Origin of the sequence: Bradyrhizobium sp. SZCCHNS30572 (genome assembly GCF_032484415.1) — a bacterium.
Lineage (GTDB): Bacteria > Pseudomonadota > Alphaproteobacteria > Rhizobiales > Xanthobacteraceae > Bradyrhizobium.
Genome location: NZ_JAUESY010000010.1, coordinates 1 through 25,731 on the forward strand (window position 1 = coordinate 1; position 25,731 = coordinate 25,731).

The following is a 25,731-nucleotide window of genomic DNA, read 5'->3' on the forward strand; positions in this document are numbered from 1 at the left end:
GCTACGGCGCTATTTGGGAGCGCGCGTCCGGGCGGCTTTGCTCCACCGAGCTACACCACCTCCGGGGACACGACCGCGATCCCTGGGCGGCGATCGCTCACGGCTGTCGTGACGACGCGCCAGAACCCAGGCTTCCGACATCTGCGGGGCCGACGTGGCAATGGCGGGCGACTGATCGCCTGTTGCCGTTCCGCCGTCTCGGGTTGAGGGCCCCGGCTGCGACATCTCAGTTAATGCCGCGGAAGCGGTCCATATTGAAGATAAACACGAAAAACTCGACATTCTCTGACGCGAGATTTTTCTTTATGAAATAAATAGCTGACTTTAAATCACCGCCTCAGCCTCACGTCATCCCCACGACCTTGATTTCGCTTCAGATTCTGAAATCTTTGCCCTGAGGAATATGGCGGAGCGTAGCTATTCTGCCACAACCGGGCGGCTTTTCGCCGCAAATGTGGCGAGTCACATTGCGAGCCGATCTCGGGTTTGTTATCGGTTCCCTATGTTGAAGATCGTATATACACCCATTTTCATATGTGTTGTGGGAATGAGCTTTAGCCCGGCATTGGGCGCTGAGCCGTTCACCATCCAGGACGCCATCAACCAGGCGGTGAAGACCAATCCCGGTGTCGGAGAGGCCGCCGCCAATCGGCGGGCCACCGAAGCCGAGCTTCGCCAGTCCCAGGGGACGCTGCTGCCGCAGGTCCGGCTCGATGCGAGCGCCGGACCGGAGATGCTCAAGCAGTATGTCTCGCCGGCGCCGAGCAACAATGGCCGCTACCTGCGCGGCCGCGAGGCCGGCGTGGTGGTCCGTCAATTGCTGTTCGATGGCTTTTCCTCGATCAATGAAGTGTGGCGACAGGCCGCGCGGGTCGATGCCGCCGCGTACCGCGTGCTGGAGCGAACCGAACTGATTGGTCTCGATGCCGCCGAAGCCTATGTCGACGTGGTGCGCTACTCCAGGCTGGTCGCTCTGGCCGAGAAGAACCTCAAGGTTCATCTCGAACTGCGCAAGAACGTGCTGGCCCGTTTCCAGGGCGGCCGGGCCGGCGAGGGCGACACGCAGCAGGCCGAGGAACGGGTTGCGGCAGCGCAGGCCGTGCTCGAGGAATTCCGTCTCAGCCTCGAAGTGGCGCGCGCGAAGTACCGCAAGGTCGTCGGCGTCGAGCCTTATAACCTGCGTTTCCCCGGCCGGCTGTCCGACATGCCGCGGGACAAGGCGGAATCGCTCGACATCGCCTACAAGTTCAATCCGACCCTGCGCGCTGCCGCGGCGGATGTGACGGCCGCCAAGCGGGGATTCGATGCCACCACCGGCACCTTCCTGCCGACGCTTTCGCTCGAAGGCCGCGCGACGACCGGCAAGGAATCGATCACCTACAACAATCGTTACGACGAGGTCAGCGGCAAGGTCGTTGCATCCTGGGATATCTTCAACGGCGGCCAGAACAGCTGGCGCCGCGAAGAAGCCGCGCAGCGGATGATCCAGGAGCAGCAGAAGCATGCTCGTCTGCAGCGCGATGCGCTGGAGTCGATCGACAAGGCCTGGGCGGCCCGGATCATCACCGCCGATCGCGTCTCAGCTCTTGTCCGCGATGTCGAAGCGGCCCGCCGCACGTTCGTCGCCTACAACAAGGAGTATGAGCTCGGCCAGCGCACGCTGATCGATCTCTTGAACTCCCAGAACCAGTACTTCAACGCCAACGTGTCGCTGGTGTCGGCGCGCGGTGTGGTGGTGTTTGCCGACTATCAGCTGCTCGCCGCGATGGGCCAGATGCTGAACTACCTGAAGACCGGGCATCCGCCGGAGACCGAGCCGGTGGACACGCCGAGTGGCTTCATCGGCTACAGCCTGGCGCCCATTCGGCTGAGTGCGCCGGCGCCCGGACCGCAGCCGCTGAGCTCCGCCGGTCCGGTGCCGATGTTCGGCCTGCATGACGGTACGCCGAAGCATCCCGCGCCGATTACCTTTGGCGATCGGTGGGCCTCGAGCGATCCCGAGGATACGACGCTGTTCGTCGCGTCCGGAAAATACGGCGGATACGCTCAGAGCCCCAACGGGCACGCGCCGAAATAGGTGAGACTAACAAGAGCCGGTGCATGTCGCGCCGGCTTTTCACCATACGCATTTACTTTGCGCTGAGTTTGTCGCGAAACACCTGTAAAAATCTCAGAAAAGCCAAGTGCGGGCCAAAGAATTAGGCTAAGGCAAATTATTAGCAAGAAGCAATGGGTGCCGGTCCGCGTTGCTCGGTGGGCCAGATGGATTTCCGAGGCGTCGTTGAACATTCGTCCGACAAGGTTCGAGCTCGAAGAGACGGCGCACGTGATGCCCCAGATGAGCGCAGCCGCACCAGCAGCTGATCCTCTCAGTGACAGTCTGCTTTACCTCGCTGCTCATCACGGCCGCGCCCTGAGCCGCAGCGCGCTGCTGTCCGGATTGCCGCTCGACAGCGGCGTGCTCAGCATCGCGCTCTACGAGCGCGCCGCGCAGCGGGCCGGGCTCGAGGCGCAACTGGTCGAACGGCCGCTGAGCGATATTCCCGCGCTGGTGCTGCCCTGCGTGCTGATGTTTCACGACGGCACCACGCGCATCCTGCTGACGATCGACGAGGCCGCCGGCCGTCTCACCATCATCGATCCTTCGCGCCGCGAACAGCCGGCGATCGAGCGCTTCGAGGCGGTCGCGGCGCGGTATGTCGGCTTCGCCTATCTGGTGCGGCCCGCCACAATTGCCGATCCGCGCGTGGCGGCAGCCGGTGAAGTGCCGAAGACGCACTGGTTCTGGTCGGTGGTCAGCCGCTTCGGCGCCAATTACGGCCATGTCGCGATCGCCGCGTTCATCGTCAACATCCTGGCGCTGGCCGCGCCCCTGTTCACGATGAGCGTCTACGACCGCGTGATCCCGAACGGCGCGATCCCCTCGCTGGTCGCACTCGGCGTTGGCCTCATGTTGGCCATCGGATTCGACTTCCTGCTCAAGGTGGTGCGCAGCCGCATCATCGACATGACCGGAAAGAAGATCGACGTGGTGCTCGCCGCGAACATCTTCGAGCACGTGATGTCGCTGAAGATGGACAAGCGGCCGCCATCGGTCGGCATCCTCGCCAATCAGCTCCGCGACTTCGATTCGGTGCGCGAGTTCTTTACCTCCGGCACCGTGGTGTCGGCGACCGACATGCTGTTCGCGGTCGTGTTCATCATCGTGCTGTTCATCATCGCCGGTCCCATCGCCTGGATTCCGCTGCTGATGCTGCCGGTGATGATCGCCGTCGGGCTGCTGATCCAGCGGCCGCTCGAACGCGCGATGCGGCAGATGCAGGCGCAATCCGCCGCGCGTCACGGCATTCTCGTGGAATCGCTCAACGGGATGGAGACGGTCCGCGCGGTGGCCGGCGAGAGCCGGGTGCAGACGGTGTGGGAGCGTTCGGTGGCGGCGCAGGCGCGCTCCAGCGAGGACGTCCAGTTCTGGGCCTCGATGGCGATGACAGCGGCGAGCGTCGCGAGCCAGTTCTGCAGCCTGCTGCTGGTCGTCGTCGGCGTGTTCCTGATCCTCGACGGCAAGCTCTCGGTCGGCGCGCTGGTGGCGGCCAACATGCTGTCGGGTCGCGTGCTCGGTCCGATCGCAGGCATCGCCGGCCTGATGACGCGCTTCACCCAGACGACGTCGGCGTTGCGCTCGATCGACCGGCTGATGTCGCTGGACCGTGAGCGTCCGCCGGAGAAGATCTACGTCGCGCGCGAGATCAACCAGGGCCGCATCCAGTTCAAGAATGTCAGCTTCTCCTATCCGGGAAGCCAGACCAAGGCGCTCGACAACGTCTCCTTCGACATCAAGCCCGGCGAGAAGATCGGCATCATCGGTCGCGTCGGCTCGGGCAAGACCACGGTCGGTCGCCTCGCCACCGCGTTCTATCCGCCGACCGAAGGCAGCATCCTGATCGATGGGATCGACATCCAGCAATACGACCCGGCCGATCTGCGCGCCGGCATCGGCTTCGTGCTGCAGGATACCGACCTGTTCTACGGCAAGCTGCGCGACAACATCACGCTCGGCCGTCCGGCGGCGACCGATGAGGAGGTGCTGGAGGCCGCGCGGCTCGCCGGCGTCGAGACCTTCATCGCCGGTCATCCGCAGGGCTACGAGATGATGATCGCCGAAGGCGGCCGCAGCCTGTCGGGCGGGCAGAAGCAGGCGATCGGGCTCGCGCGCGTCCTGATCCGCAAGCCGCGCGTGCTGTTCCTCGACGAGCCGACCGCGCATTTCGACGTCCGCAGCGAGGGCGAATTCCTCGAGCGCCTGAAGTCTCTGGCCAAAGGCGAGATGTCCATCATCGTCTCGACCCACCGACCGTCGTTGTTGTCGCTGGTCGACCGCATCCTGGTATTCGACTCCGGCAAGATCGTCGCCGACGGGCCGACCGCGCAGATCCTCACCATGCTGCGTCCGCAGCAGCCCGCGGCGGCGCCGGCCGCGAGCCACGCGGTGAAGCCGGTCCAGGGGACGAGGTGACATGGCGCACAGCGATTTCGCGTTCTCCAACGACATCAGGGCTGCCGTCGAGCTGCGCACGCCGAAGACGGCGCGGATGCTGCTGCTCGCCTCGCTCGGCCTGTTCTTCACCTTCCTGATCTGGGCGCATTTCGCCGTGCTCGACGAGGTCAAGCGCGGCAACGGCAAGGTCGTGCCGTCGCGCCAGACCCAGGTGGTGCAGTCGCTGGAAGGCGGCATCATCGCCGACCTCCTGGTGCAGGAAGGCGCGATCGTCGAGAAGGATCAGCCGCTGGCGCGCATCGAGGACACCAATTTCGCCTCGCAGTTCGGCGAGATCCGCGAGCGCCGCGGCGCGATGGCGGCCCGGGTGATCCGGCTCGCGGCGGAGACCGAGGGCCGCAGCCCGGTCGAGTTTCCCGACGACCTCGTCGCCGACGCCCCGCGCGCGGTGCAGACCGAGCGCGCGGTGTTCGACGCCCATGCACGCAAGCTCGCGCAGGACATCGACGTGGTGCAGCAGCAGGAACAGCAGAAGAGCAAGGAGATCGACGAGCTCAGGGCCACCGAGAAGCGCTTCTCGGAGACGCTGGCGCTGCTCAATCGCGAGCTGGGACTGACCCGCAAGCTGTTCGACCAGAAGGTGGTGCCGGAGATCGAGATGCTGCGCGCCGACCGCCAGGCGACCGACATGCGCGGCCAGCTCGCGGTGGTGCAGGCGAGCATCGTGAAGACCGAGGCGGCGGTGCAGGAGGCGCGCTCGCGCCGGCTCAACATCGTCACCGCCTTCCGCGCGCAGGCCGAAGACGATCTCGCCAAGTCCCGCGGCGATCTCGCAGTGCTCGACGAGAACATCAAGTCGGCCCAGGACCGGGTGCGGCGCACCGAGCTGCGCTCGCCGGTGCGCGGCATCGTCAACAAGCTCAACGTCACCACCATCGGCGCGGTGGTCGCGCCGGGCGCCAGCCTGATGGAGATCACGCCGCTCGACGACACGCTGCTGGTCGAGGGCCGCATCCGTCCGCAGGACATCGCCTTCATCCGTCCCAACCACGAGGCGGTGGTCAAGCTCAGCGCCTATGATTCATCTGTGTACGGCTCGTTGCACGGGCGCGTCGAGCGCATCAGTGCCGACACGATCACCGATGAGAAGGGCGACAAGAACGAGCGCGGCGAGACCTTCTATCGCGTGATGGTGCGCACCGAGAAGAACCATCTCGGCACCGCCCAGCAGCCGCTTCCGATCCTCCCAGGCATGGTCGCGACCGTGGAGATCCTGACGGGCAAGAAATCGGTGCTGGACTATCTGGTCAAGCCTGCCCGCATGCTGCGTGACGAGGCGCTGCGCGAGCGCTGAGCAGGCGTCCGCGCGAGCGCACCGAAACCGGGGTTCTCCACGAAAGCGCGTGTGACCCAGAATGCCGCTGCGCTCATCCGGGGCGCCCCGTGCGGCGGACAGCGTTGCCAAAATCTGAATCGTTCAAATGCGACGCGATTTGGTCGGCCGTGATTAGTCGCGTTCGCAGCTTGGCGGCGAACATCACCGCGGTTTAACCGGCCCGCAGCAGCGCCGGCCCTATCCCTGATCCGATAACAACCGGGACAGGGATCGACGCGATGACGTCGGCCGATGCCCCGGAGCATACGGGGCGTCACTGATGTTGCGGATCGATCGGCCGCGGGTTCTCCCGCGCGCGCTGGGACTTGCGCTGGTGTTGTCGGTCGTGGCCGGTTGTGCCGGCGCTGCGTTCGCCGAGACTTCAAATCGTAGATCTCCGCAAGGCACTGCGGATGGCGCGCTGCCGGTACCGCCGCCCGTCCGTTTCTTCACCATCAATGCCGTGCTTGCCAAGCATGACGGCCTGCGTCGCTCCGCCTCCGCTGCTGTGGAAGTCGCATCGACCGACCCGGCCGGGCCTGCGGGATCAGTCAGCGACGCTCCGCAGGGACCCGCGGTCGCGACTCCCAGCGACGAGCCGTTCGGCCTGATGACGTTCCGCGCACCCGAGGGTGTGCTGTGGGTGAAGTGGCGCGGCATTCAGGGGGCGATGGCGAGCGAGCGGATCTCGGTCGAACGTTGCAACCGCGATGACGCGCGCTGCTCGGCCTCGGAGCGCCTCTTCGTCGCGCTGACCCGGTCGGCGTCTGCGGTGAGCGACGGCCGCACGCGCGCGGAAATGATCAATCGCGGCGTCAACCAGGCGGTGCGCTACGTCAGCGACGATCAGCAACACGGCCTGCCGGACGTCTGGAGTTCGCCACTGCAGACCTTGCGCAGTGGACTCGGTGACTGCGAAGACTACTCGATTGCCAAATACGCGCTGCTGCTGGCGGCGGGGACGCCCGAATCGGATCTCAAGCTGCTGCTGGTCCGAGACCTCGCCGTGCGGCAGGATCACGCCGTCGTCGCCGTGCGGCTCGACGGCAAATGGTCCGTGCTCGACAACCGGCGGGCCGCTCTGATGGAAGGCCGCGATCTGCAGTCCTTCATGCCGTTGTTTGCCATCGATCACCGCGGCGTCAGCCTGTTCGCTGCGCCCTATGCCGAGCGGCTGCACCACGAAAGCGAGAGCGACGTCACGCCGGCGGCGGAGGCCGACATCGGCGGCGGGAATCCGGGGCGGCCGCTGCTGCTCTGAATGTCGCAGGTGAACGGCTTGTAGCCGAGGTCATTTGCGGTCTTAATGCGCGCAGGGAAGCTGGCGAGCAGGGGGCTGCGGTGAATATCAAGCAAGTCATGGTTTGCGGGGCATTGGCCTTGTCGGCGATCGGTGGATTCATCGGCGGTGCACAGGCTCACGCGGTGATGCTGCCGGGCGCTGCGTTTTCGATCGCCTGCGAGAATGGCGGCAGCTACGTGCTGCGCTCTCGTCCCGTGCTCGCGCCGGGCGAGATCGTTACCGCGCAACTCTACCTCCATCCTCACCGTGCGATTCCGGTCCGTCTCGTCCCGATGGGCGACGGCTATCGCTATGCGGGCCGCGGCGTGTGGCTCGATGGCATCGGTGACCAGGCATTGTTGTATTTCCGCAAATACGAACCGGTGGCCTGCGTGGTCAGTCGCATCTGAGGCAATCTGCCGCGACTTCGACGCTCCTCAAGAATAGTTCCTGCCTTTCGCAAATAATTCGCGAGAGGCCGGTTCCATTTCGGCCGTTTCATGGCGGCAAGCTTTTATTCCCAACAGCGTGCGTGTTGTTCCCCAAGTATTGTGTGATCGAATAACTGCCAATTAGCAGTAATTCTCCGGGCTCTGTCTCCATTTATTCTTGTCGTTCCGCCCCTGCCTCGCGGGGGACGGAAGCATAGGCACAGCCTTGTTTCCCTTCATAAATGCCGCTGCACTTGACTGCATTTACCCAAAGTCCCTAAAATCCGATTAACAAGAACCGGTAATATTGACCCGTATTCTCGTTTAATAATAGTTTAACGATAGAAATGGAGCGCCACCAAAGCGCCCCATATTTGGAGGTTTTGGCGCATGAATGCTCCTGTCCTGCTGGCCCAGTTGACCGGCACGTCCACGCAGCCATCCAGCGCCTCGGCCAAGCACCTCAAGATCGGGAAACCGCCGGGCAACCAAGCCGTTACGGTTCATCTCGACGGCCAGAGCCAGATCGATTTCAGCGATATCGCCAGCGAGCGGCTGACCTTCGTCAAGATCGGCGACCGCCTGATCATCCTGTTCGACAATCAGTCGACGGTCTCGATCGACCCGGTTTTCGACGCCAACGGCGCCCCGCTGAAGGACGTCAGCTTCGAAGTCGGCCCCGACCGAATCATCAATGGCGATCAGTTCGCCGAGTTGTTTCCGATCACCACCGACCAGTCGGTGCTGCCCGCCGCGGGTACGCCCGGTGCGCCCGGCGTGCCTGCCGGCGCGAACTTCGGGACGTTCAAGGTCGACCCGCTGACCGTCGGCACGCCGCTCGGGCTGCTGGGACCCGAGGACTCCACCACCAAATTCGGCGACAACCCGGTCACGCCGAATCCGACGCCAATCGCCGGCGTTGCCGACAGCGTGGTGCTCAACGAGGACGGCCTGTCCGAAGGCCGGCCCGGCGGCAGCGGCGACATTGGCGGCGCGGTGACGAGCTTCACCGGTTCGCTGAACGTCGACTTCGGCACCGACGTGATCGGCCGCGCCTTTGCGTTCGCGGCGTCACAGCCTGGTCTTGCCGGGCTGACGTCCGGCGGCCAGGAGGTGCATTTTGCGATCACCACCGTCAACGGCCAGCCGGAGCTGATCGGTTATATCGGCAGCGATCCCTCGATCGTCGCCAACCAGGTCTTCACCGTCACGCTCGACGCCAACTCGACGATCGCGGGGACCTACACGGTCACGCTGCTGCAGCCGCTCGATCATCCGGTCTTCGGCACCGAAGACACGCTGAATCTCACCATCAACGTCATCGCCATCGACGGCAGCGGCGACACCGCGCCGGTGACGATCGTGATCGGCGTCAACGACGATTCGCCGGTCGCCGGCACCGTCGAGGCGATCAATGTCGCCGAGCACACCGGCGGCGGCAGCGAAGGCGGCGGCGAGAGCGAGCTCTTCGGCAAGGTCGTGGGCGGCGACGGCTTCGAGCCGACCACCGCGAGCGTGGACCTCAACATCGGCTGGGGCGCCGACAACGGCAACAGCAAGGTCGATGGCGGCTCCAACGGCACCGTGGTCGACGGCGACCGCTCGCTGGTGTTCGATGCGTCCGAGATCGCGACCTTGCAGGCGCTGGGCCTGACCTCGAACGGCGAGGCCATCTCCTACACGCTGTCGGCCAACGGCACCGAGATCATCGCGACCGCAGGCGAGGGTGAGGGCGCACGCACCATCTTCACCGTGTCGCTGTCCGACACCGGCTCCGGCAGCGCCACCTTCACGCTGTCCGACAATATCGACCACAACGGCGCCAACGACGCCTCGCTGCCGCTGACCTTCAAGGTGGTTGCGACCGACGCCGACGGCGACCCCGTCAACAGCGCCTTCACCGTCAACGTCGCGGATGACGGCCCGAGCTTCGGCGAGAAGCCGAGCTATTCGGTGGTCGACGAAGACGGGCTCGGCAATGCCGGCAACAGCTACGCCGACGGCCATGATGCCTATGGCGAAGACCTGACGGTCACGGATACGCTCGGAATCCGCTGGGGCTCCGACGACGCCAACAACAATGTCGACGGCGGCATCAACGGAACGCCGGTCAATGGCGACCGCGCCGTCACCTTCGCCGCGAACGTGGCGGCCTCGCTCGAGGCAAAGGATCTGACCTCAGACGGCTTTGCCCTGCGCTACGAGGTGTCGGGGAACGGCACCGTGCTGACCGCCTATCGCTATGATGCCGCGCACGAGACCTATGTCGACGCCAACGGCAAGCCGCTGGAAGGCGAGGGCCTGTCGGGCGCCGTGGTGTTCACGGTGTCGCTGTCAGACCAGGGCCATGGCTCCTATACCTTCGCGCTGTCGGGCAACCTGGATCACCCGGTGCACGGCACCGAGGACGACATCACCCTCAACATCGGCTTCGTCGCGACCGATTCCGATGGCGATGCCATCACTGATACCTTCACGGTGAAGGTCAATGACGACGCACCGAGCTTCGGCGAGAAGCCGAGCTATTCGGTGGTCGACGAGGACGGCCTCGGCAACGCCGGCAACAGCTACAAGGACGACGGCGACGCCTATGGCGAAGACCTGAAGGTCACCGATACGCTCGGCATCCGCTGGGGCGCCGACAGCGCCAACAGCCATGTCGATGGCGGCATCGATGGCACGCCGGTCAATGGCGACCGCGCCGTGACCTTCGCGGCCGACGTGGTCGCGACGCTCGACGCCCAGAATCTCACCTCGAACGGCTTCGGTCTCACCTACGTCGTGTCCGAGAACGGCACGCTGCTGACCGCCTATCGCTATGACGCCGAGCACGAGACCTATGTCGGCGCAGACGGCAAGCCGACGGATTCGGCCCACGCGACGGTGTTCACCGTGGCGCTGTCCGATCAGGATCACGGCTCCTACACGTTCGAGCTGAAAGGCAATCTCGATCACCCGGTGCACGGCACCGAGGACGACATCACGCTCAACATCGGCTTCGTCGCCACCGATTCCGACGGCGACGCAGTCACCGACAGCTTCACCCTGAAAGTCAACGACGACGCGCCGGTGTTCGGCGATGCGCCGAGCGCCGGCGTGGTCGACGAGGACGGCCTCGGCAATGCCGGCGACAGCTATGCGCAAGGCAGCGACGTCGCCGGCGCCGATCTCACGGTAACCAAGACGCTCGCGATCCTGTGGGGTGCCGACAGCGCCAACAGCCATGTCGACGGCGGCATCGATGGCGCCCCGGTCAAGGGTGATCGCGCCGTCACTTTCGCCGCCGACACCGTTCCCTCGCTCGAGGAACTGGGGCTGACGTCGAACGGGATTGCGCTGAGCTATCAGGTCTCCGAGAACGGCACGCTGCTGACCGCCTATCGCTACGACGCCGCCCACGAGACCTATGTCGACGCGAACGGCAAGCCGACGGAGGACCTCGCCAGCGCCACGGTGTTCACCGTCTCGCTGTCGGATCAGGACCAGGGCTCCTACACGTTCAATCTCACCGGCAATCTCGATCATTCGGTCCACGGCAGCGAGGATAATCAAGGGCTGTATTTCGGCTTCGTCGCCACCGATTCCGACGGCGACGCAATCCACGGCAGCTTCAATGTCGAGGTCAACGACGACGCTCCGGTGTTTGGAGAGCGCGTCAGCTACTCCGTGGTCGACGAGGATGGTCTCGGCAATCCCGGCAACTCCTATTCGGACGGCAAGGACGCAGCCGGCGCCAATCTGACGGTGACCGATTTCCTCGGCATCCGTTGGGGCGCCGACAGTGCCAACAGCCATGTCGACGGCGGCATCAACGGTACGCCGGTCAATGGCGACCGCGCCGTCACCTTTGCCTCCGACGTGATCTCGACGCTCACCGGCCAGCATCTGACGTCGAACGGCGTCGCGCTGACCTACACCGTGTCCCCCGACGGCACGCTGCTGACCGCTTACCGCTACGATGAAGCGCATCACACCTACGTCGACGGCGAGGGCCATGCCACCGGTGATCCGGCCAAGGCTGCGGTGTTCACGGTGTCGCTGTCCGACCAGGGGCAGGGGTCCTACAGCTTCACGCTGATCGACAATATCGATCATCCGGCCCACAACACCGAGGACGACGTCACGCTCACCCTCGGCTTCGTCGCCACGGATTCGGATGGCGATGCGGTCTCCGACACCTTCACGGTCAAGATCAACGACGACGCGCCGGTGCTGAACCGGGAGATTGCGACCGGCGTGGTCGATGAGGACGGACTCCCGACCGGGCTCGCGGGCGGGTCTGGCGACGTCCCCGGCCAGAACACCGTCGCAACGGGCGATCTCGGCATCTCCTGGGGCAGCGACAGCGCCAACAATCTCGGCAATGTCGGGATCACCGGTGCGTCCCCGGTGAACGGCGACCGCGCCGTCACCTTCGCGTCCGACGCCACCACCACGCTCGCCGCGCAGCACCTGACCTCGAACGGCGTCGCGTTGACCTACGACGTCAGCGAAGGCGGCACGTTGATCACGGCCTACCGCTTCGATGGACAGCATTACATCGACGGCAACGGCAACTGGACCGGCAACAAGGCCAATGCCGCCGTGTTCACGGTGAAGCTGTCCGACCTCGATTCCGGATCCTACAGCTTCACGCTGCTCGACAATCTCGACCACCCGGTGCCCAACACCGAGGACAGCATCGCGCTGACATTGAAATACGTCGCCACGGATTCCGACGGCGACCAGGTCAGCGGCACGTTCAAGGTCAGCGTCAACGACGACAGCCCGGAGGCGCATACCGGGACGGCCAAGAGCATCAGCGAAGCTGATCTCAACGCTGGCGGTGGCGATTGCGGCCCCGATTTCGGCGGTCACGATTTCGGCGGTCACGATGGCGGCAGCCGCGATCCCCAGGTGACCGGCGCGCTCAACATCAAATGGGGTGCCGACAACAACGACAGCGGCGCCGCCGATCGCTCGGTTCGCTTCGCCAATACGTCCAACGCCGCCGACGACGTCCATGTGACCAACGGCAGCGACGTCGGCCTCAGTGGCCTGACGTCGGACGGTCAGCAGGTGAAATACGCCTTCGATCATGGCGCGCTGGTCGGCTACACCGGCAACAGCCTCAATTCCGGTCAGCGCGTGTTCGAGGTCTCGCTCGATGACGACGGCACCGGCACCTACACCTTCAAGCTGCTCGGCAATCTCGATCATCCGGCCGGGCAGGAGAGCAACGTCGTCAAGCTGACCTTCGATTACACCGCGACCGATTCCGACGGCGATTCGAGCAGCAGCACGTTCACCGTCACCGTGGTCGACGACGTCCCGACGATCGGACACGCCGAGAGCGAGACCGTCAGCGAAGCCAACCTGCCGACCGATCTCTATGACGTCCTGTTCCCGGATTCGCCGTACTCGACGGTGCAGACCGGCCGTCTCGCGATTTCCTGGGGCGCCGACGACAATGATTCCGGCGCGACCAACAACCGCTCGGTGGCGTTCTTCAACACGACCGCACCGGACGGGCTCACGTCGAACGGCTATGCGGTCAGCTATGTGGTCTCGTCCGACGGCACCACGCTGAGCGCGGTCACCACCGATCACCGCACCGTTTTCACCGTCACGCTGAGCGATGACGGCGACGGCAGCTACAAGTTCACGCTGCTCGACAACCTCGATCATGGCAAGTCGGGCACCGACAGCCTGGCGCTGAGCTTCGGCTTCAAGGCCACCGATTCCGACGGCGACAGCGCCGCGAGCAGCTTCACGGTGGCGGTGACGGACGACGTCCCGACCGTCGGCTGCCCCGAGGACGAGACCGTCAGCGAGGCCAGCCTGCCGACCGACGGCTACGACACCAGCCATCCGGATGCATCGAACTCGACGGTCCAGACCGGCAGCCTCGACATCTCCTGGGGCGCCGACGACAACAATACGGGTGTCGGGCACAACCGCGCGGTGGCCTTCACGACCGCCGCCGGCGCCGCGGGCCTGACCTCCGACGGCTCGGCGATCAGCTACACGATCTCCGGCGACGGCACCTTGCTGACGGCGGTCACCGCGGATCACCGCACCGTCTTCACGATCCAGTTGTCCGACAGCGGCGATGGAAGCTACAAGTTCACGCTGTACGACAACATCGACCACCCGGCGTCCGGCCAGAACGATGACAGCCTGCCGCTGACGTTCGGCTTCAAGGCCACCGATTCCGACGGCGACAGCGTCACCAGCAGCTTCAAGGTCACGGTGCTCGACACCGCGCCGGTGGCGGCGGCCGGCGATGCCAGGACCGTTGACGAGGACGATCTGCCGGGCGGCACCGATGTCTCCAAGGAGCCGACCGCGGTCAGCGGCGACCTCAACATCAGCTGGGGCTCCGACGACAGCAACAAGACCTCGGGCGGCGGGCTCGGCGACCGCTCGGTCAGCTTCCGCTACACGAGCGCAGGCGCGAATGTCGACGCCGAGGACAGCGCGGGCCGCAACCTGGCGCTGACGTCGGACGGCCAGACGGTGAAGTACAGCTTCGAGAATGGCGTGCTGGTCGGCTACACCGGCAGCGATCTCGCCCACGGCACCCGCGTGTTCGAAGTGTCGCTGAGCGACCAGAACGACGGCTCCTACAGCTTCAAGCTGCTCGGCACCCTCGATCATCCCGCCGGCAGCGGCGAGAACATCGTCAAGCTGTCCTTCAGCTTCACGGCGACCGATGGCGACGGCGACACGTCCAGCAACAGCTTCACCGTCTCGGTCAAGGACGACGTGCCGGTGCTCGGTTCGCCGACCGCAGCGACGGTGACCGAGAACACCACCGGATCCGCCGGGGCGGAGGTGTTCCAGACCCAGACCGCGGCCAATGTCGCGCTCAACATCAATTGGGGCGCGGACGACAACAATTCGGGCGCGGCCAATCGCAGCGTCGCGTTCGATAGCGCGATCCATACCGGCGACGTGGTCAAGACCACCGGCGCAGGCAGCCCGACGCTGACGTCGAACGGCACGGCGGTGCAGTTCATCCGCGTGTCGGACACCGAGATCTGGGGCGTCGCCAACGACAATGGCGGCCAGCTCACGACGAACGACCGCAAGGTGTTCCACATCACGCTGTCCGACGACGGCTCCGGCAGCTACACCTTCGAGCTCCTGGACAATGTCGATCACGTCGGCTCGGGCCAGACCAATGCACTGTCGCTGAAGCTCGGCTTCACCGCGACCGATGCCGATGGCGATACCGCCTCCGGCGGCAACTTCACCGTCACCATCAATGACGACAACGGCCGGCCCGCGATCGGCACGGCTGATGCCGGGACCGTCGACGAGGATGGGCTTTCCGGCGGCAACACCGGAGCGGCCACCGGCGACGTCGCCGGTGCCAATGCCACGGCCAACGGCTCGCTGGCGATCTCCTGGGGCGCCGACGACAACAACAGCGGCAGCGTGAACCGCGCGGTCGCGTTCAGCGGCATCACCAACGGCCAGAACGCCACTTCGGACGCGGGCTCGCTGACGGTCGAGGGCGTCCAGGTCAAGCTCTGGGTCGTCGGCAATACGGTCTATGGCTACACCGGCAGCAATCCGACCAACGGCAACCCGCCGTCGGTGGCCAGCCAGGTGTTCAAGGTCTCGCTCGATGATTCCGGTGCAGGCAGCTACAGCTTCACGCTGCTGAAGCACGTCGATCATCCGGCCGGCCAGAACGAGAACGACGTCAAGCTGACCTTCGGCTTCACCGCCACCGATGCGGATGGCGACAGCGCCAGCTCGTCATTCGCCGTGACGATCGACGACGACACCCCCGTCGCGACCGCGACGGTGTTGAGAGCGGCAGTCTACGAGAGCGAGCTGCCGAACGGAACGGTAGTGACCGCGACCGGCAACCATGGCGGCGACCTCAACGGCGACGGCAACGGCAACGATTCCTACTTCACCGGCAATCTGAGCTCGCTGGTGTCGTTCGGCGCCGACAGGCCCGGCACCTATACGGTCGAGAAGACCAACCTCGCGCCGGAGCTGCTGTCGCTGACGTCGGGCGGCGTGGCGCTGACCTACAGCATCGGGGTCGACAACACGCTGATCGCCAAGGCTGGCAGCGTCACGATCTTCGAATTCCAGGTCGATGCCAACACCGGCCAGTATTCGTTCCGTCTGAAGGGCGCGCTGGACCATGTCGGCACCGGCCATGACAACACGCTGACGCTCGATCTGTCGACGGCGGTGACCGCCACCGATTCCGACGGCGATTCCGTCGCGCTGCACGATCAGATCATCATCACCGTCAACGACGACAGCCCGCAGTCGCAGGACGTCGACACCGTCGCGATCTCGGAGGCAGCCGGCAGCGTCTCGACCGGCGCGGTCGATCTGCGCATCACCTATGGGGCCGATGGCGACAGCTCCGGTCCGTCGGTGACCTTCCTCGGCGCGTCGCCGGTGCGCGTCTACGATGCGGCCGACCACCAGCTCTCCGGGCTGACCTCGCTCGGCTTCGGCCTGACCTATGTGATGTCGGCGGATCACACGACGCTGACCGCCTATCGCATGAGCGGTGGCAGCTATATCGGGCAGAATGGTCTGGTGACCGGCAACGCGGCTGATGCGGCCGTGTTCACGGTGACGCTGTCGGAGACCGGCACCGGCTCCTACAACTTCACCTTGCTGCAGCCGCTCGATCACCCCGCGCCGATCGGGACCTCGAGCGCGGCCGACCAGTATCTCGACATCAATTTCGCCTTCGCGGTCGAGGATCGCGACCATGACGTCTTCACCAACAATTTCACCGTCCGGGTCGATGCTGCCGGCACGGTGACGACGACTCGCTATGACGCGCCGAACTCGCCGGTGTTCGTCAATCTCGGCGATACCTCGGCGACGGTCCTCGGCGAGACGGTCGGGGCTCACAGCGTGACCGACCGCGCCGCGGTGACCGACAAGGTGGTCGGCACCGACAAGCTCGGCGGCGTGACCGAGGCCCACGGCTCAAATGGCGACGACATTCTGGTCGGCGGCAACGGCGTGGGCGGCGATGTCCTGTATGGCGGCGCCGGCAACGACATCATCATCGGCGGAGGAGGTGGCGACCGGCTGTTCGGCGGCGCCGGCAACGACACCTTCCTCTACACGGTGGGCGACGGCAGCGACGTCATCGACGGCGGCTCGGAGTCTGGCACGACCTTTCCGAACTACGACGTGCTCGCGATCACGGGCGATGGAAATGCGCGCAATTTCACCATCGGCAAGACCTCGACCGGCACCGAGATCAATCCGACGCTGAATGATCCCTCCGCCAGCAACGCCACCGACATTCTGGTGCGCTATGACGGTCCGAACGGAGCGACCATCCGCGCCGACGAGATCGAGCGCATCACGATCACCGGCGGCACTGCCAGCGACACGGTGACGATCACCGATATCAGCGGCACCGCGATCGCGCCGTCGACCATCGTGTTCAACGGTGGCTCCGGCAACGACACGCTGGATCTCTTCCGGTTTGCCGGCAACACCAGCGTTGTGTCCGACGGCGGCTCTGACACCGACACGGTGAAGTTCGGCTTCAAGTTCGCCGAGGCGACCTACACCAAGGTGTTCGCCACCGACGGCGTGACGCTGATCGGCGTGCAGGTCACCCACAACGGCCTGACCGATACGTTCACGAACTATGAGAGCTTTGCCTTCACCGACGGCACGCGCACGCTGACCGGCGTCTTCAACACGCCGCCGGTGGCTCATGACGACGCGGTGCAAGCGAGCGAGGACAGCCCGCTCACGGTCAACGCGCTGCTCAGCCTGCTCAACAACGACACCGACGTCGACAACAACACCTTGACCGTCAGCGGCGTGTCGAACGCGACGCACGGCACCGTTTCGCTCTCCAACGGCAATCCGGTGTTCACGCCGGACAAGAACTTCTCGGGCGTTGCCGGCTTCGATTACACGGTCAGCGACGGCGATGGCGGGACCGCGACCGCGCATGTCACGGTCGACGTCGCACCGAAGGCGGACGCGCTGACGCTGGGCTTCATGGATCTCGGCCCGGCCTCGGGTGCCGAGGACACCACGATCAACCTGAAGCTCATCAGTGCCGCCGTCACCGACACCGACGGCTCCGAAAGCCTGCGGCTGCTTATTACAGGTTATCCGGCCGGCGCGACCTTCTCGGTCGGCCATGCCGGAACCGGCGCTGACGCCGGCAAGTGGGTGATCGATAGCGCCGCCGCGATCGCCGCGTTCGACAGCCGTCCGCTGCAGATCACGCCGCCCGCGAATTACAACGGCACGTTCTCGCTGTCGGTGGTCGCGGAGGTTACCGACCAGGCTACGTTGTCGGACGGCAACGTCCACACCGACGTCGTCAACACCGCACTGCAGACGATCGATGTCACGGTGACCCCGGTCAACGACGCGCCGCAGATCCATGCGCCGGCGCAGGTGACGACGAACGAGGATACGCCATTCGCCTTCACCGGCGCGAACGCGTTCTCCTTCTCCGATGCGGACGGCGATGTCGTCGAGTCCGTGAGGTTCGACATCTCCGGCGGCACGTTCGCGATACCGTCTCTCGGCGTCTACAACGCCAGCCAGACGCTCTCGATGAGCGGGTTCAAGATCAGCGACCTGAACACCTATCTGGCGTCGGCGGTGTTCACGCCATCAGCCGACAACGACGCGACGGGATCGGTCACGATCACCATCAACGACAACGGCAATGTCGGCGGCGGCAATCTGAGCGCGACGCAGACGATCACGATCAACATCAACCCGATCGAGGATGCTCCCACGGCCGTGGATGACACGGCCAGCGTGAACGAGGACACGACGCTGACCGTGTCCAATGCGGTGCAGGGCGTTCTGCACAACGACCACGACCCGGACACCGGCGACACGCTGAGCGTGGTGGCAGGCGACTTCACGACGGCCAAGGGCGGCACGATCCATTTCAATGCCGACGGCACCTATGTCTACAAGCCCAAGGCCGACTTCTATGGCGCGGATACCGTGGATTACACGGTGCGTGATGCGGCCGGACAGACGGACACCGGCACGCTGACGATCAACGTGGCGCCGGTCAACGATGCGCCGGAGATCCATGCCCCGACGCATGTGACGGCCAATGAAGGCGCCTCGTTCGCCTTCACCGGAGCGAACGCGATCACCTTCTCCGACGCGGACGGCGATGTCGTCGAGTCCGTGAGGTTCGACATCTCCGGCGGCACGTTGTCCATTCCGTCGCTCGGCGTCTTCAACGCTGAACAGACGCTCTCGATGAGCGGGTTCAAGATCAGCGATCTGAACACCTATCTGGCCTCTGCCGTCTTCACCCCGAACAGCGACCATCCGGGGTCGGTCACGATCACCATCAACGACAACGGCAATGTCGGCGGCGGCAATCTGAGTGCCACCCAGACCGTCAGCGTCGAGGTCATCCCCGCCAACCACCCGCCGGTGGCGAACTCCGACACCCATGCGGTGCTGGAGGATGGCAGCCTCAACATCTCGGCGGCGAACGGCGTGATCCGCGGCTCGACCGGCGGCTCGGTGGCCGACAGCGACGTCGACAACCCCGTCAGCTCGCTCGTCGTGTCGGGCGTCGTGGCTGGCACCGGCAGCGTGACGCAGGGGGCGGGCGTCGGCACCTCGATCGAGGGCGCCTACGGCCATCTGACGCTGAATTCGGACGGCTCCTACACCTATGTCGCCGACAAGGCCGATGCGCTGGCGGCGGGCGTGCCCGCGGTGGACACCTTCACCTATACCGACAAGGATCCGTCGGGCGCGGTGTCGAACACCGCGACGCTCAAGATCACGGTCACCGGCGTCAACGACGCGGCCGTGATCAGCGGTGACGCCACCGGCACCGTCGCCGAGGAGGGCGGCATCGCGAACAGCCAGAGCAGCCCGCTCTACGGCATCGCCCGCGGCGACCTCAATGCGACCGACGTCGACGGGCACAACGATGTGTGGCAGGCGACGTCCTCGAACACGGCCAACGGCTACGGCTGGTACGACATCGGCAGCGATGGCAGATGGACCTACGGCATCTATAACAACGACCCGAGAATCCAGGCGCTGAAGGAAGGCGAGACCACGCTGACCGACAGCTTCACGGTCTACACGGAGGACGGCACCGCCAAGACGGTGACGATCCAGATCCTCGGCAACAATGACGCGCCGGTCCTGCAGAACGCGCTGACCGACCGCAGCTCGGCGGAAGATCAGCCGTTCAGCTTCACCATCCCGTCGAACACGTTTGCCGATGTCGATGGCCGCTTCGATGGCACCGCGAACCCGCTGACGCTGTCGGCGAACCTCAGCGACGGCAGCAACCTGCCGGCGTGGTTGCACTTCGACGCCACCACCGGCACCTTCAGCGGCACCCCGCCGGCCAATTTCGCAGGCACGGTCAACGTCACGGTCTACGCCAGCGACGGCGAATCTGCCGTCTCGGACGCCTTCACGCTGACCATCACGCCGGTCAATGACGGCGCTGCGAGCGTGACGGTGTCGGGCACGGCGACGCAAGGTCAGACGCTGACCGCCAATCTCGGCAGCGATCCGGATGGTGCCGCGTCGAACGTCGTCTATCACTGGCTGCGCGACGGCGCCGTCATCAACGGCGCGACGGGCTCGACCTACACGCTGGGCTCCAACGACGTCGGCCACAAGATCTCGGCCAACGTCACCTACACCGACGGCCAGGGCTTTGCCGAGAACGTGACCAGCGGCCAGACCGGCTCGGTCACGGCGCCGAACCACGCGCCGACCTTCGGGGCGGGAACGACCACGGCAAGCGTCACGGAGGACGCCTCCTATGCGGCGCCGAGCGGCAACCTGATCCAGAACGGCTCGTTCGGCTACTACAACGGCAACTTCTACACGCTGGATGCGTGGACGGTCGGGGGCGCCCATGCCGTCACCGTCGTGGGCGGCCGCACGGACGGCGGCTCGGCCGATTTCTACGGCGCATCGAGCTCGATGAGCCAGACCATCAGCACCGTCGTCGGCGTGACCTATACCGTCGACTTCTACGTGATGACCTACGGCACGGCCGTGACATCAGCCGTTGATGGAACAACCCTTCTGACGACGAGCGCCTGGAACTTTGGCTGGACGGAGCAGACCTACCAGTTCACCGCGACCTCGACGTCGACCACCATCAAGTTCGCGAGCGGCGGCGGCGCCGTCATCGACGACATCTCGGTGCAGCCCAGCACGGTCGTGACACCGGGAGTGGAGCAGGCGTCCGGCGCGATCGCCTTCACCGACGTGGACGGCGATGCCCAGACCGTGACCTACACGACACCGGCCGGCAGCAACTACTACGGCTCGTTCAGCGCCACGGTCGACAATACCGGCCACAAGGTGAACTGGACGTTCGCCGTCAATGACGCCGACATCCAGTCGCTGCGCGCCAGCGACCATATCGATCAGACCTATACGGTGAAGATCGATGACGGTCACGGCGGGACGACGATGCAGACCGTCACCGTTACGGTGAACGGCGTCAACGATGCGGCGTCGATCGCGGGCATGGCAAGCGGTGCGGTCAAGGAGGACGGCACGCTGACGGCAGGCGGGACCCTGACGGTCACCGACGTCGATAGCGGAGAAGCCCAGTTCCAGACGCCGGCTTCGCTGGCGGGGACGTATGGCACCTTCATCTTCAATGCGGTGACAGGCGACTGGGGCTATACGCTGAACAATTCGGCTGCCAACGTGCAGGCGCTCAACAATGGCGACGTCAAGCATGACACGCTGACGGTGAAGTCGGTCGACGGCACGGCCAGCCAGGTCATCGACGTGACCATCAGCGGCACGAATGAGCCCGCGCCGCTGGCCGTGGTGGACACCACGAGCGCCGACGGACGCTATGCGCTGTCGAAGAACAGCGACTCGCCGAACGTGGTCAGCCTGGACGCGGCGACGCTGTTCTCGGGCGGAATGGGGACGGTCACCTACACCTACAGCCTCGTCTACAGCTCGACCGGCGACGACAGCTGGATCCACCGGACCGGCAATCAGTTCACCGGAGATCCGAGCAACAACGACGCGGGCCTGTATGTCTACAAGGTCACGGCCACCGACTCGGTATCGTCCGTATCGACCTATCTGGCCTTCAATGCGCTCGACAATGGTGCGCTCAACCTCACCATCAACTCGCTGTCGGACAAGTCGTGGGTGGTCGGTTCGGCCCCGTGGCTGTCCGGCTACAGCGCCAACGACGGCGACGCGATCACCGCCACGGTCGACAACCCGCTCGAGGCCAATGCCAACAACGGCTACGACGTGATGATCGGGTCGAGCGGCGGCAACAACTTCAACGGCGGTGCCGACGACGACGGCATCTACGGCCTCGGCGGCAACGACACGCTGCTCGGCGGCGCCGGCAACGACTACATCAACGGCGGCGCCGGCAACGACTCCATCCGGGGCGGCAGCGGCAACGACGTCACCATCGGCGGCTCCGGCAACGACACCTTCTATTGGGGCGTCAACGACGGCGTCGACACCGTCGACGGCGGCATCGGCACCGACACGTTCGTCATCGAGGGGACGTCGTCGCAGGATCTGATCTATGTCACGGTTGCCGGCGGCGTTATCACCGACGTCAACGGAACCAAGCTCAGCAATATCGAGGCCGTGACCGCCGATCTCGGCGGCAGCAGCAGCGATACGCTGACCTACATCACCAGCGAGGACGTGACGGTCAATCTCGGTGCCGGCACGGCCACCGGCTTCAGCTCGATCGCCAATATCGAGCGCGTGACCGGCGGCTCGGGCGACGACATCCTTATCGGCAGCAGTGCTGCCAACGCGATCAATGGCGGCGATGGCGACGACATCATCCGCGGCGGCGGCGGCAACGACACCATCGATGGCGGGGCAGGGATCGACCTGCTCGACTTCTCGGATGCGACGGCCGGCATCACCTTCACGCTGACGCAGAGCAGCAGCAACACTACCGGCCCGACCTTGTCCGGGATCGGCCAGGACACCTACAAGAACATGGAAGGCGTCATCGGCTCGGCCTATGACGACGTCATCAACGGTTCCTCGAGCAACGACGTCCTGATCGGCGGCGCCGGCTCGGATAAGCTGACCGGCAACGGCGGCTCCGACACGTTCAAGTGGAACGCCGGTGATCTCGCCGGCGGCGGGCTCGACACCATCCTGGACTTCCAGACCGGCACGTCCGGCGACGTCATCGACCTCTCGGGCCTCTTGGCCAGCGTGTCCGGCAACCATGCCGACGCGGTGCGCTTCGTCGACAGCGGCGGGCACACCAGCCTGGCCTCGGCCAACGGCAGCGGCGTGCTGAACAACGGCGACCTGACGCTGCAGATCAACGCCGGCTCCGGCTGGACCAACGTCGCGACGATCAAGGACACCGGCGGCAACCTCACGGCCGGCGACGACGTGATCAAGATGATCATCGACAACAGCCACGCCCAGACGCAGGTCCACGTCTGATCCGGTCGGCTTGGGACAGCAGAAGCAAAGGGCCGCCCATGAGGCGGCCCTTTTTCATGGCTGGAGGCGGCGGCGCGCCGATGCGCTGCGGCTCAGATCTTCTGCCCTGCCGGCCCGACGCCGACGTTGATCATGATCCGCTGCACTTCGGTGCGGCCCTGCGGGAACTTGACCTCGAGCGTCACCGTGTCGGTGCCGGCGAAGTCGGCCTTCGACTGATAGAAGGCGATGAAGCCCGGCACTTCCAGGGCGAGGCACTGCTTGTAGTTGGTGGCGCTGACCTTGCCGCGCTTGATCGTGACGGTGCCGTTGCCGGGCGGCGACACAAGGCGGATGGCGGGAAGGGGCCCGGATGAGCAGTCGGGCTGGACGTTGAGATAGATGCCGACCTGGATCGGCTTGCCGGCGACGCCCTTGGCGTTGCGCTCGACCGTGGTCTGAGCGGGACCGGGCGCGGGAGCAGGCGTCTGGGCTTGCGCCGAGGCTGCGGTGGCCGCCGCCAGCAGCGCCGCGACGGCTATTCCCACGAACGCTCCCCGCCATTCTCCTCGCAACAGGTTCATCACCGTCCTCAGCCCCGCATTGTCCCTCAGCGTCGCCAGATTGCCGTATTCGAGCCGATCGTTCAACGGATTGCCGAACTTGCGGCCGACTTCAGCAAACTTCCTTCACGTCCGCCATAGCATCGCCCGCGCGGTGTCATCGGATGGGTCCGATGACGTCATGACTGTTTCCCGCTGTTGCCATCCGTGTCTGCGCAACTCGTCCGCCTCGAGGAATGCGCGGAGTGGACGACATTGGAACGCAGTCATCGGGCTGACATCGATGCCCTTCGGGCAATCGCCGTCGTCATCGTCATTCTCTTCCATCTGAGGATCACCGGCTTCGAGGCCGGCTATGCCGGCGTCGACATCTTCTTAGTCATCTCCGGCTATCTCATCACTGGGCAGATCCTGCGCGATGTCGCCGCGCGGCGCTTCTCGCTGTCGGACTTCTATCTGCGGCGGGCACGGCGCATCCTGCCGGCGCTGGTTGTGACCATTGCGGCCACGTTCGCGGTCGGCTGGCTCTTCCTGTCGCCGGAAGCCCTGCGCCAGCTCGCCAAGGAGGCGACACACGGCCTGCTCTCGATCGCAAACATCCAATATTGGCGCGAGGCCAGCGCCTATTTCGCGCCGAGCGCGGATCAGTTGCCGCTGCTGCACCTGTGGTCGCTGTCGGCGGAGGTTCAATTCTACGCGCTGGCGCCGCTGCTGCTGATGTGGCTCGGCACGCGCCGGCATGTGTTCGGTGCCATTGCCGCGATCGGGTTGTTGTCCCTTGCCGCGGCCACACTCTGGTCATCGCGCGATCCGGACGCCGTGTTCTTCCTGACGCCGTTCCGGGTGTTCGAATTCGCCCTCGGCGCGCTCGCCATTCCGCTCGAGGCCCGGCTGGCAGCGTCGCCGCGCGCACGCTCTCTCGCCGCCGCCTGCGGCGACGTTCTGTTGTTCGGCAGCCTTCTCCTCATCGGCTGCTATCAATTCCAGGCAGGCGTCGCCGCGCTGCTGCCCTGCATCGCCACAGCCGTCATCATCGCGGCCAATGCCCCGACGTCGCTGGTGATGGCTCGCCCGGTTCGCGCCGTCGGCGCTGCGTCCTATTCGCTCTATCTCGTGCACTGGCCCGTGATCTTCTTCGTCCGCTTCATCTTCGGCGATGCGGCGCAGACCGCGGCGGGACTGGCGGCGCAGCTCGCGCTGATGGCGGTGCTGACCACGCTGATGTTCGTCATCGTCGAGCGGCCGCTGCGGCGGCTGCCGTGGCCGAGGGGCGCGCAGGTGGCGAGCTTTGCGACCGTGCTCATCGTCGGTGCCGCGCTCACCCATGTGACGTTCCGCGCCAATGGCGTCGTGTCGCGGCTGCCCGACGATCAGCTCGCGCTGTTCCAGCTGCAGGGCTTCGGCCTCAACAAATGCGGTCGCACCGTCGGCCGTCTGTGCGCGTTCGGCGATCTCGAGGGCACGCGCGGCGTCGAGCTGCTCGGCGATTCCTATGTCCAGCAATATGTCGCCGCGCTCGATGCGACGCTGAAGGCGCGCGGCATGATCGGGCACGTGTCCACCATGAGCGGATGTCCCACCCTCGCGGGGCTCACCGCCGAGGGACCTCGCGCCCAGGTCTGCGCCGAGCTGCGCGACAGCGAGCTGCCGCGGATCCGGCAGTCGCAGGCCGATTTCGTCGTGATCGGGCAGGCGTGGCAGCATTATCTCGACCTCGGCGAAGGGCCGGCAGCGCGGGCCCGCAACGCCGCGGTCGCCGGTCATCTCGCCGAGACCATCCGTCTGCTCGACCGGCCCGGCCGGCATTTCCTCGTCGTCGGCGGCCAGGTTCGTCCGGTGAATTGCGCCTTCGATCAGTTGCGCATGCTGCCGGGGCCGCGCTGGCACGCGCCCGCCAAGCCGTGCGATGCCGTGCCGAAGAGCGAGGCGATCGCGACCAACCGTGTCATCGACGCCGTCCTGTCGGAGGCGATCAGGCCGCTCGCCAAGGTGACGCTGCTCAGGCCCTCGGAGGTCTATTGCGACCGGGATTGCCCGGTCGTGGAGGGAGGCGTGTGGTTGTTCCAGGATGCCGGTCACTTCACCGTGGCAGGGGCCCAGCGGATGGGCGAGCGCGCTGCGCCGGTGTTCGCGAGTTTCCTGTCGGATGATTAGGT

Annotated in this window: 8 protein-coding genes; 7 read left to right on the plus strand and 1 reads right to left on the minus strand. The window is 65.4% G+C overall.

All coding sequences use genetic code 11. The features are described from left to right. Positions 1-547 precede the first annotated feature (547 nt). The 6 genes from QX048_RS27185 (at position 548) to QX048_RS27210 (ending at position 23,033) form a co-directional block, all read left to right on the plus strand. Positions 548-2,077 carry a TolC family outer membrane protein gene (locus QX048_RS27185; RefSeq protein ID WP_315729346.1) on the plus strand — a complete coding sequence of 510 codons (1,530 nt, stop codon included), beginning with the start codon at positions 548-550 and terminating at the stop codon, positions 2,075-2,077. Between the two features lie 252 nt (positions 2,078-2,329). After that, complete coding sequence (locus QX048_RS27190) at positions 2,330-4,513, plus strand: type I secretion system permease/ATPase (RefSeq protein ID WP_315749497.1); 2,184 nt, start codon at positions 2,330-2,332, stop codon at positions 4,511-4,513. 1 nt (position 4,514) lies between these two features. Next, on the plus strand, positions 4,515-5,849 hold the full coding sequence (locus tag QX048_RS27195) for an HlyD family type I secretion periplasmic adaptor subunit (protein WP_315749499.1): 1,335 nt from the start codon (positions 4,515-4,517) through the stop codon (positions 5,847-5,849). A 301-nt stretch (positions 5,850-6,150) separates the two neighbouring features. Then, the gene (locus tag QX048_RS27200; protein ID WP_315749501.1) at positions 6,151-7,131 is read left to right on the plus strand and encodes a transglutaminase-like cysteine peptidase; all 981 of its coding nucleotides are present in this window, start codon (positions 6,151-6,153) and stop codon (positions 7,129-7,131) included. 119 nt (positions 7,132-7,250) lie between these two features. After that, positions 7,251-7,562, plus strand: coding sequence for a hypothetical protein (locus QX048_RS27205; RefSeq protein WP_315749503.1), 312 nt, complete (start codon positions 7,251-7,253; stop codon positions 7,560-7,562). 411 nt (positions 7,563-7,973) lie between these two features. Next, positions 7,974-23,033 carry a VCBS domain-containing protein gene (locus tag QX048_RS27210; RefSeq protein WP_315828407.1) on the plus strand — a complete coding sequence of 5,020 codons (15,060 nt, stop codon included), beginning with the start codon at positions 7,974-7,976 and terminating at the stop codon, positions 23,031-23,033. Between the two features lie 92 nt (positions 23,034-23,125). On the opposite strand, the gene QX048_RS27215 is transcribed toward QX048_RS27210, so the two are convergent. Then, positions 23,126-23,596: a hypothetical protein gene (locus tag QX048_RS27215; RefSeq protein ID WP_409999290.1), complete on the minus strand. Its 471-nt coding sequence runs from the start codon at positions 23,594-23,596 to the stop codon at positions 23,126-23,128. A gap of 234 nt (positions 23,597-23,830) precedes the next feature. On the opposite strand from QX048_RS27215, the gene QX048_RS27220 reads away from it, so the two are divergent. Continuing rightward, positions 23,831-25,729 (plus strand): acyltransferase family protein, encoded by a 1,899-nt coding sequence (locus QX048_RS27220; protein WP_315828405.1) that lies wholly within the window; start codon positions 23,831-23,833, stop codon positions 25,727-25,729. Positions 25,730-25,731 lie beyond the last annotated feature (2 nt).

Coding starts and splice junctions, on each gene's coding strand:
- QX048_RS27215 (WP_409999290.1), bottom strand. CDS start 23,596: ATGAACCTGTTGCGAGGAGAATGGCGGGGAGCGTTCGTGGGAATAGCC.
- QX048_RS27210 (WP_315828407.1), top strand. CDS start 7,974: ATGAATGCTCCTGTCCTGCTGGCCCAGTTGACCGGCACGTCCACGCAG.
- QX048_RS27185 (WP_315729346.1), top strand. CDS start 548: ATGAGCTTTAGCCCGGCATTGGGCGCTGAGCCGTTCACCATCCAGGAC.
- QX048_RS27195 (WP_315749499.1), top strand. CDS start 4,515: ATGGCGCACAGCGATTTCGCGTTCTCCAACGACATCAGGGCTGCCGTC.
- QX048_RS27190 (WP_315749497.1), top strand. CDS start 2,330: ATGCCCCAGATGAGCGCAGCCGCACCAGCAGCTGATCCTCTCAGTGAC.
- QX048_RS27200 (WP_315749501.1), top strand. CDS start 6,151: ATGTTGCGGATCGATCGGCCGCGGGTTCTCCCGCGCGCGCTGGGACTT.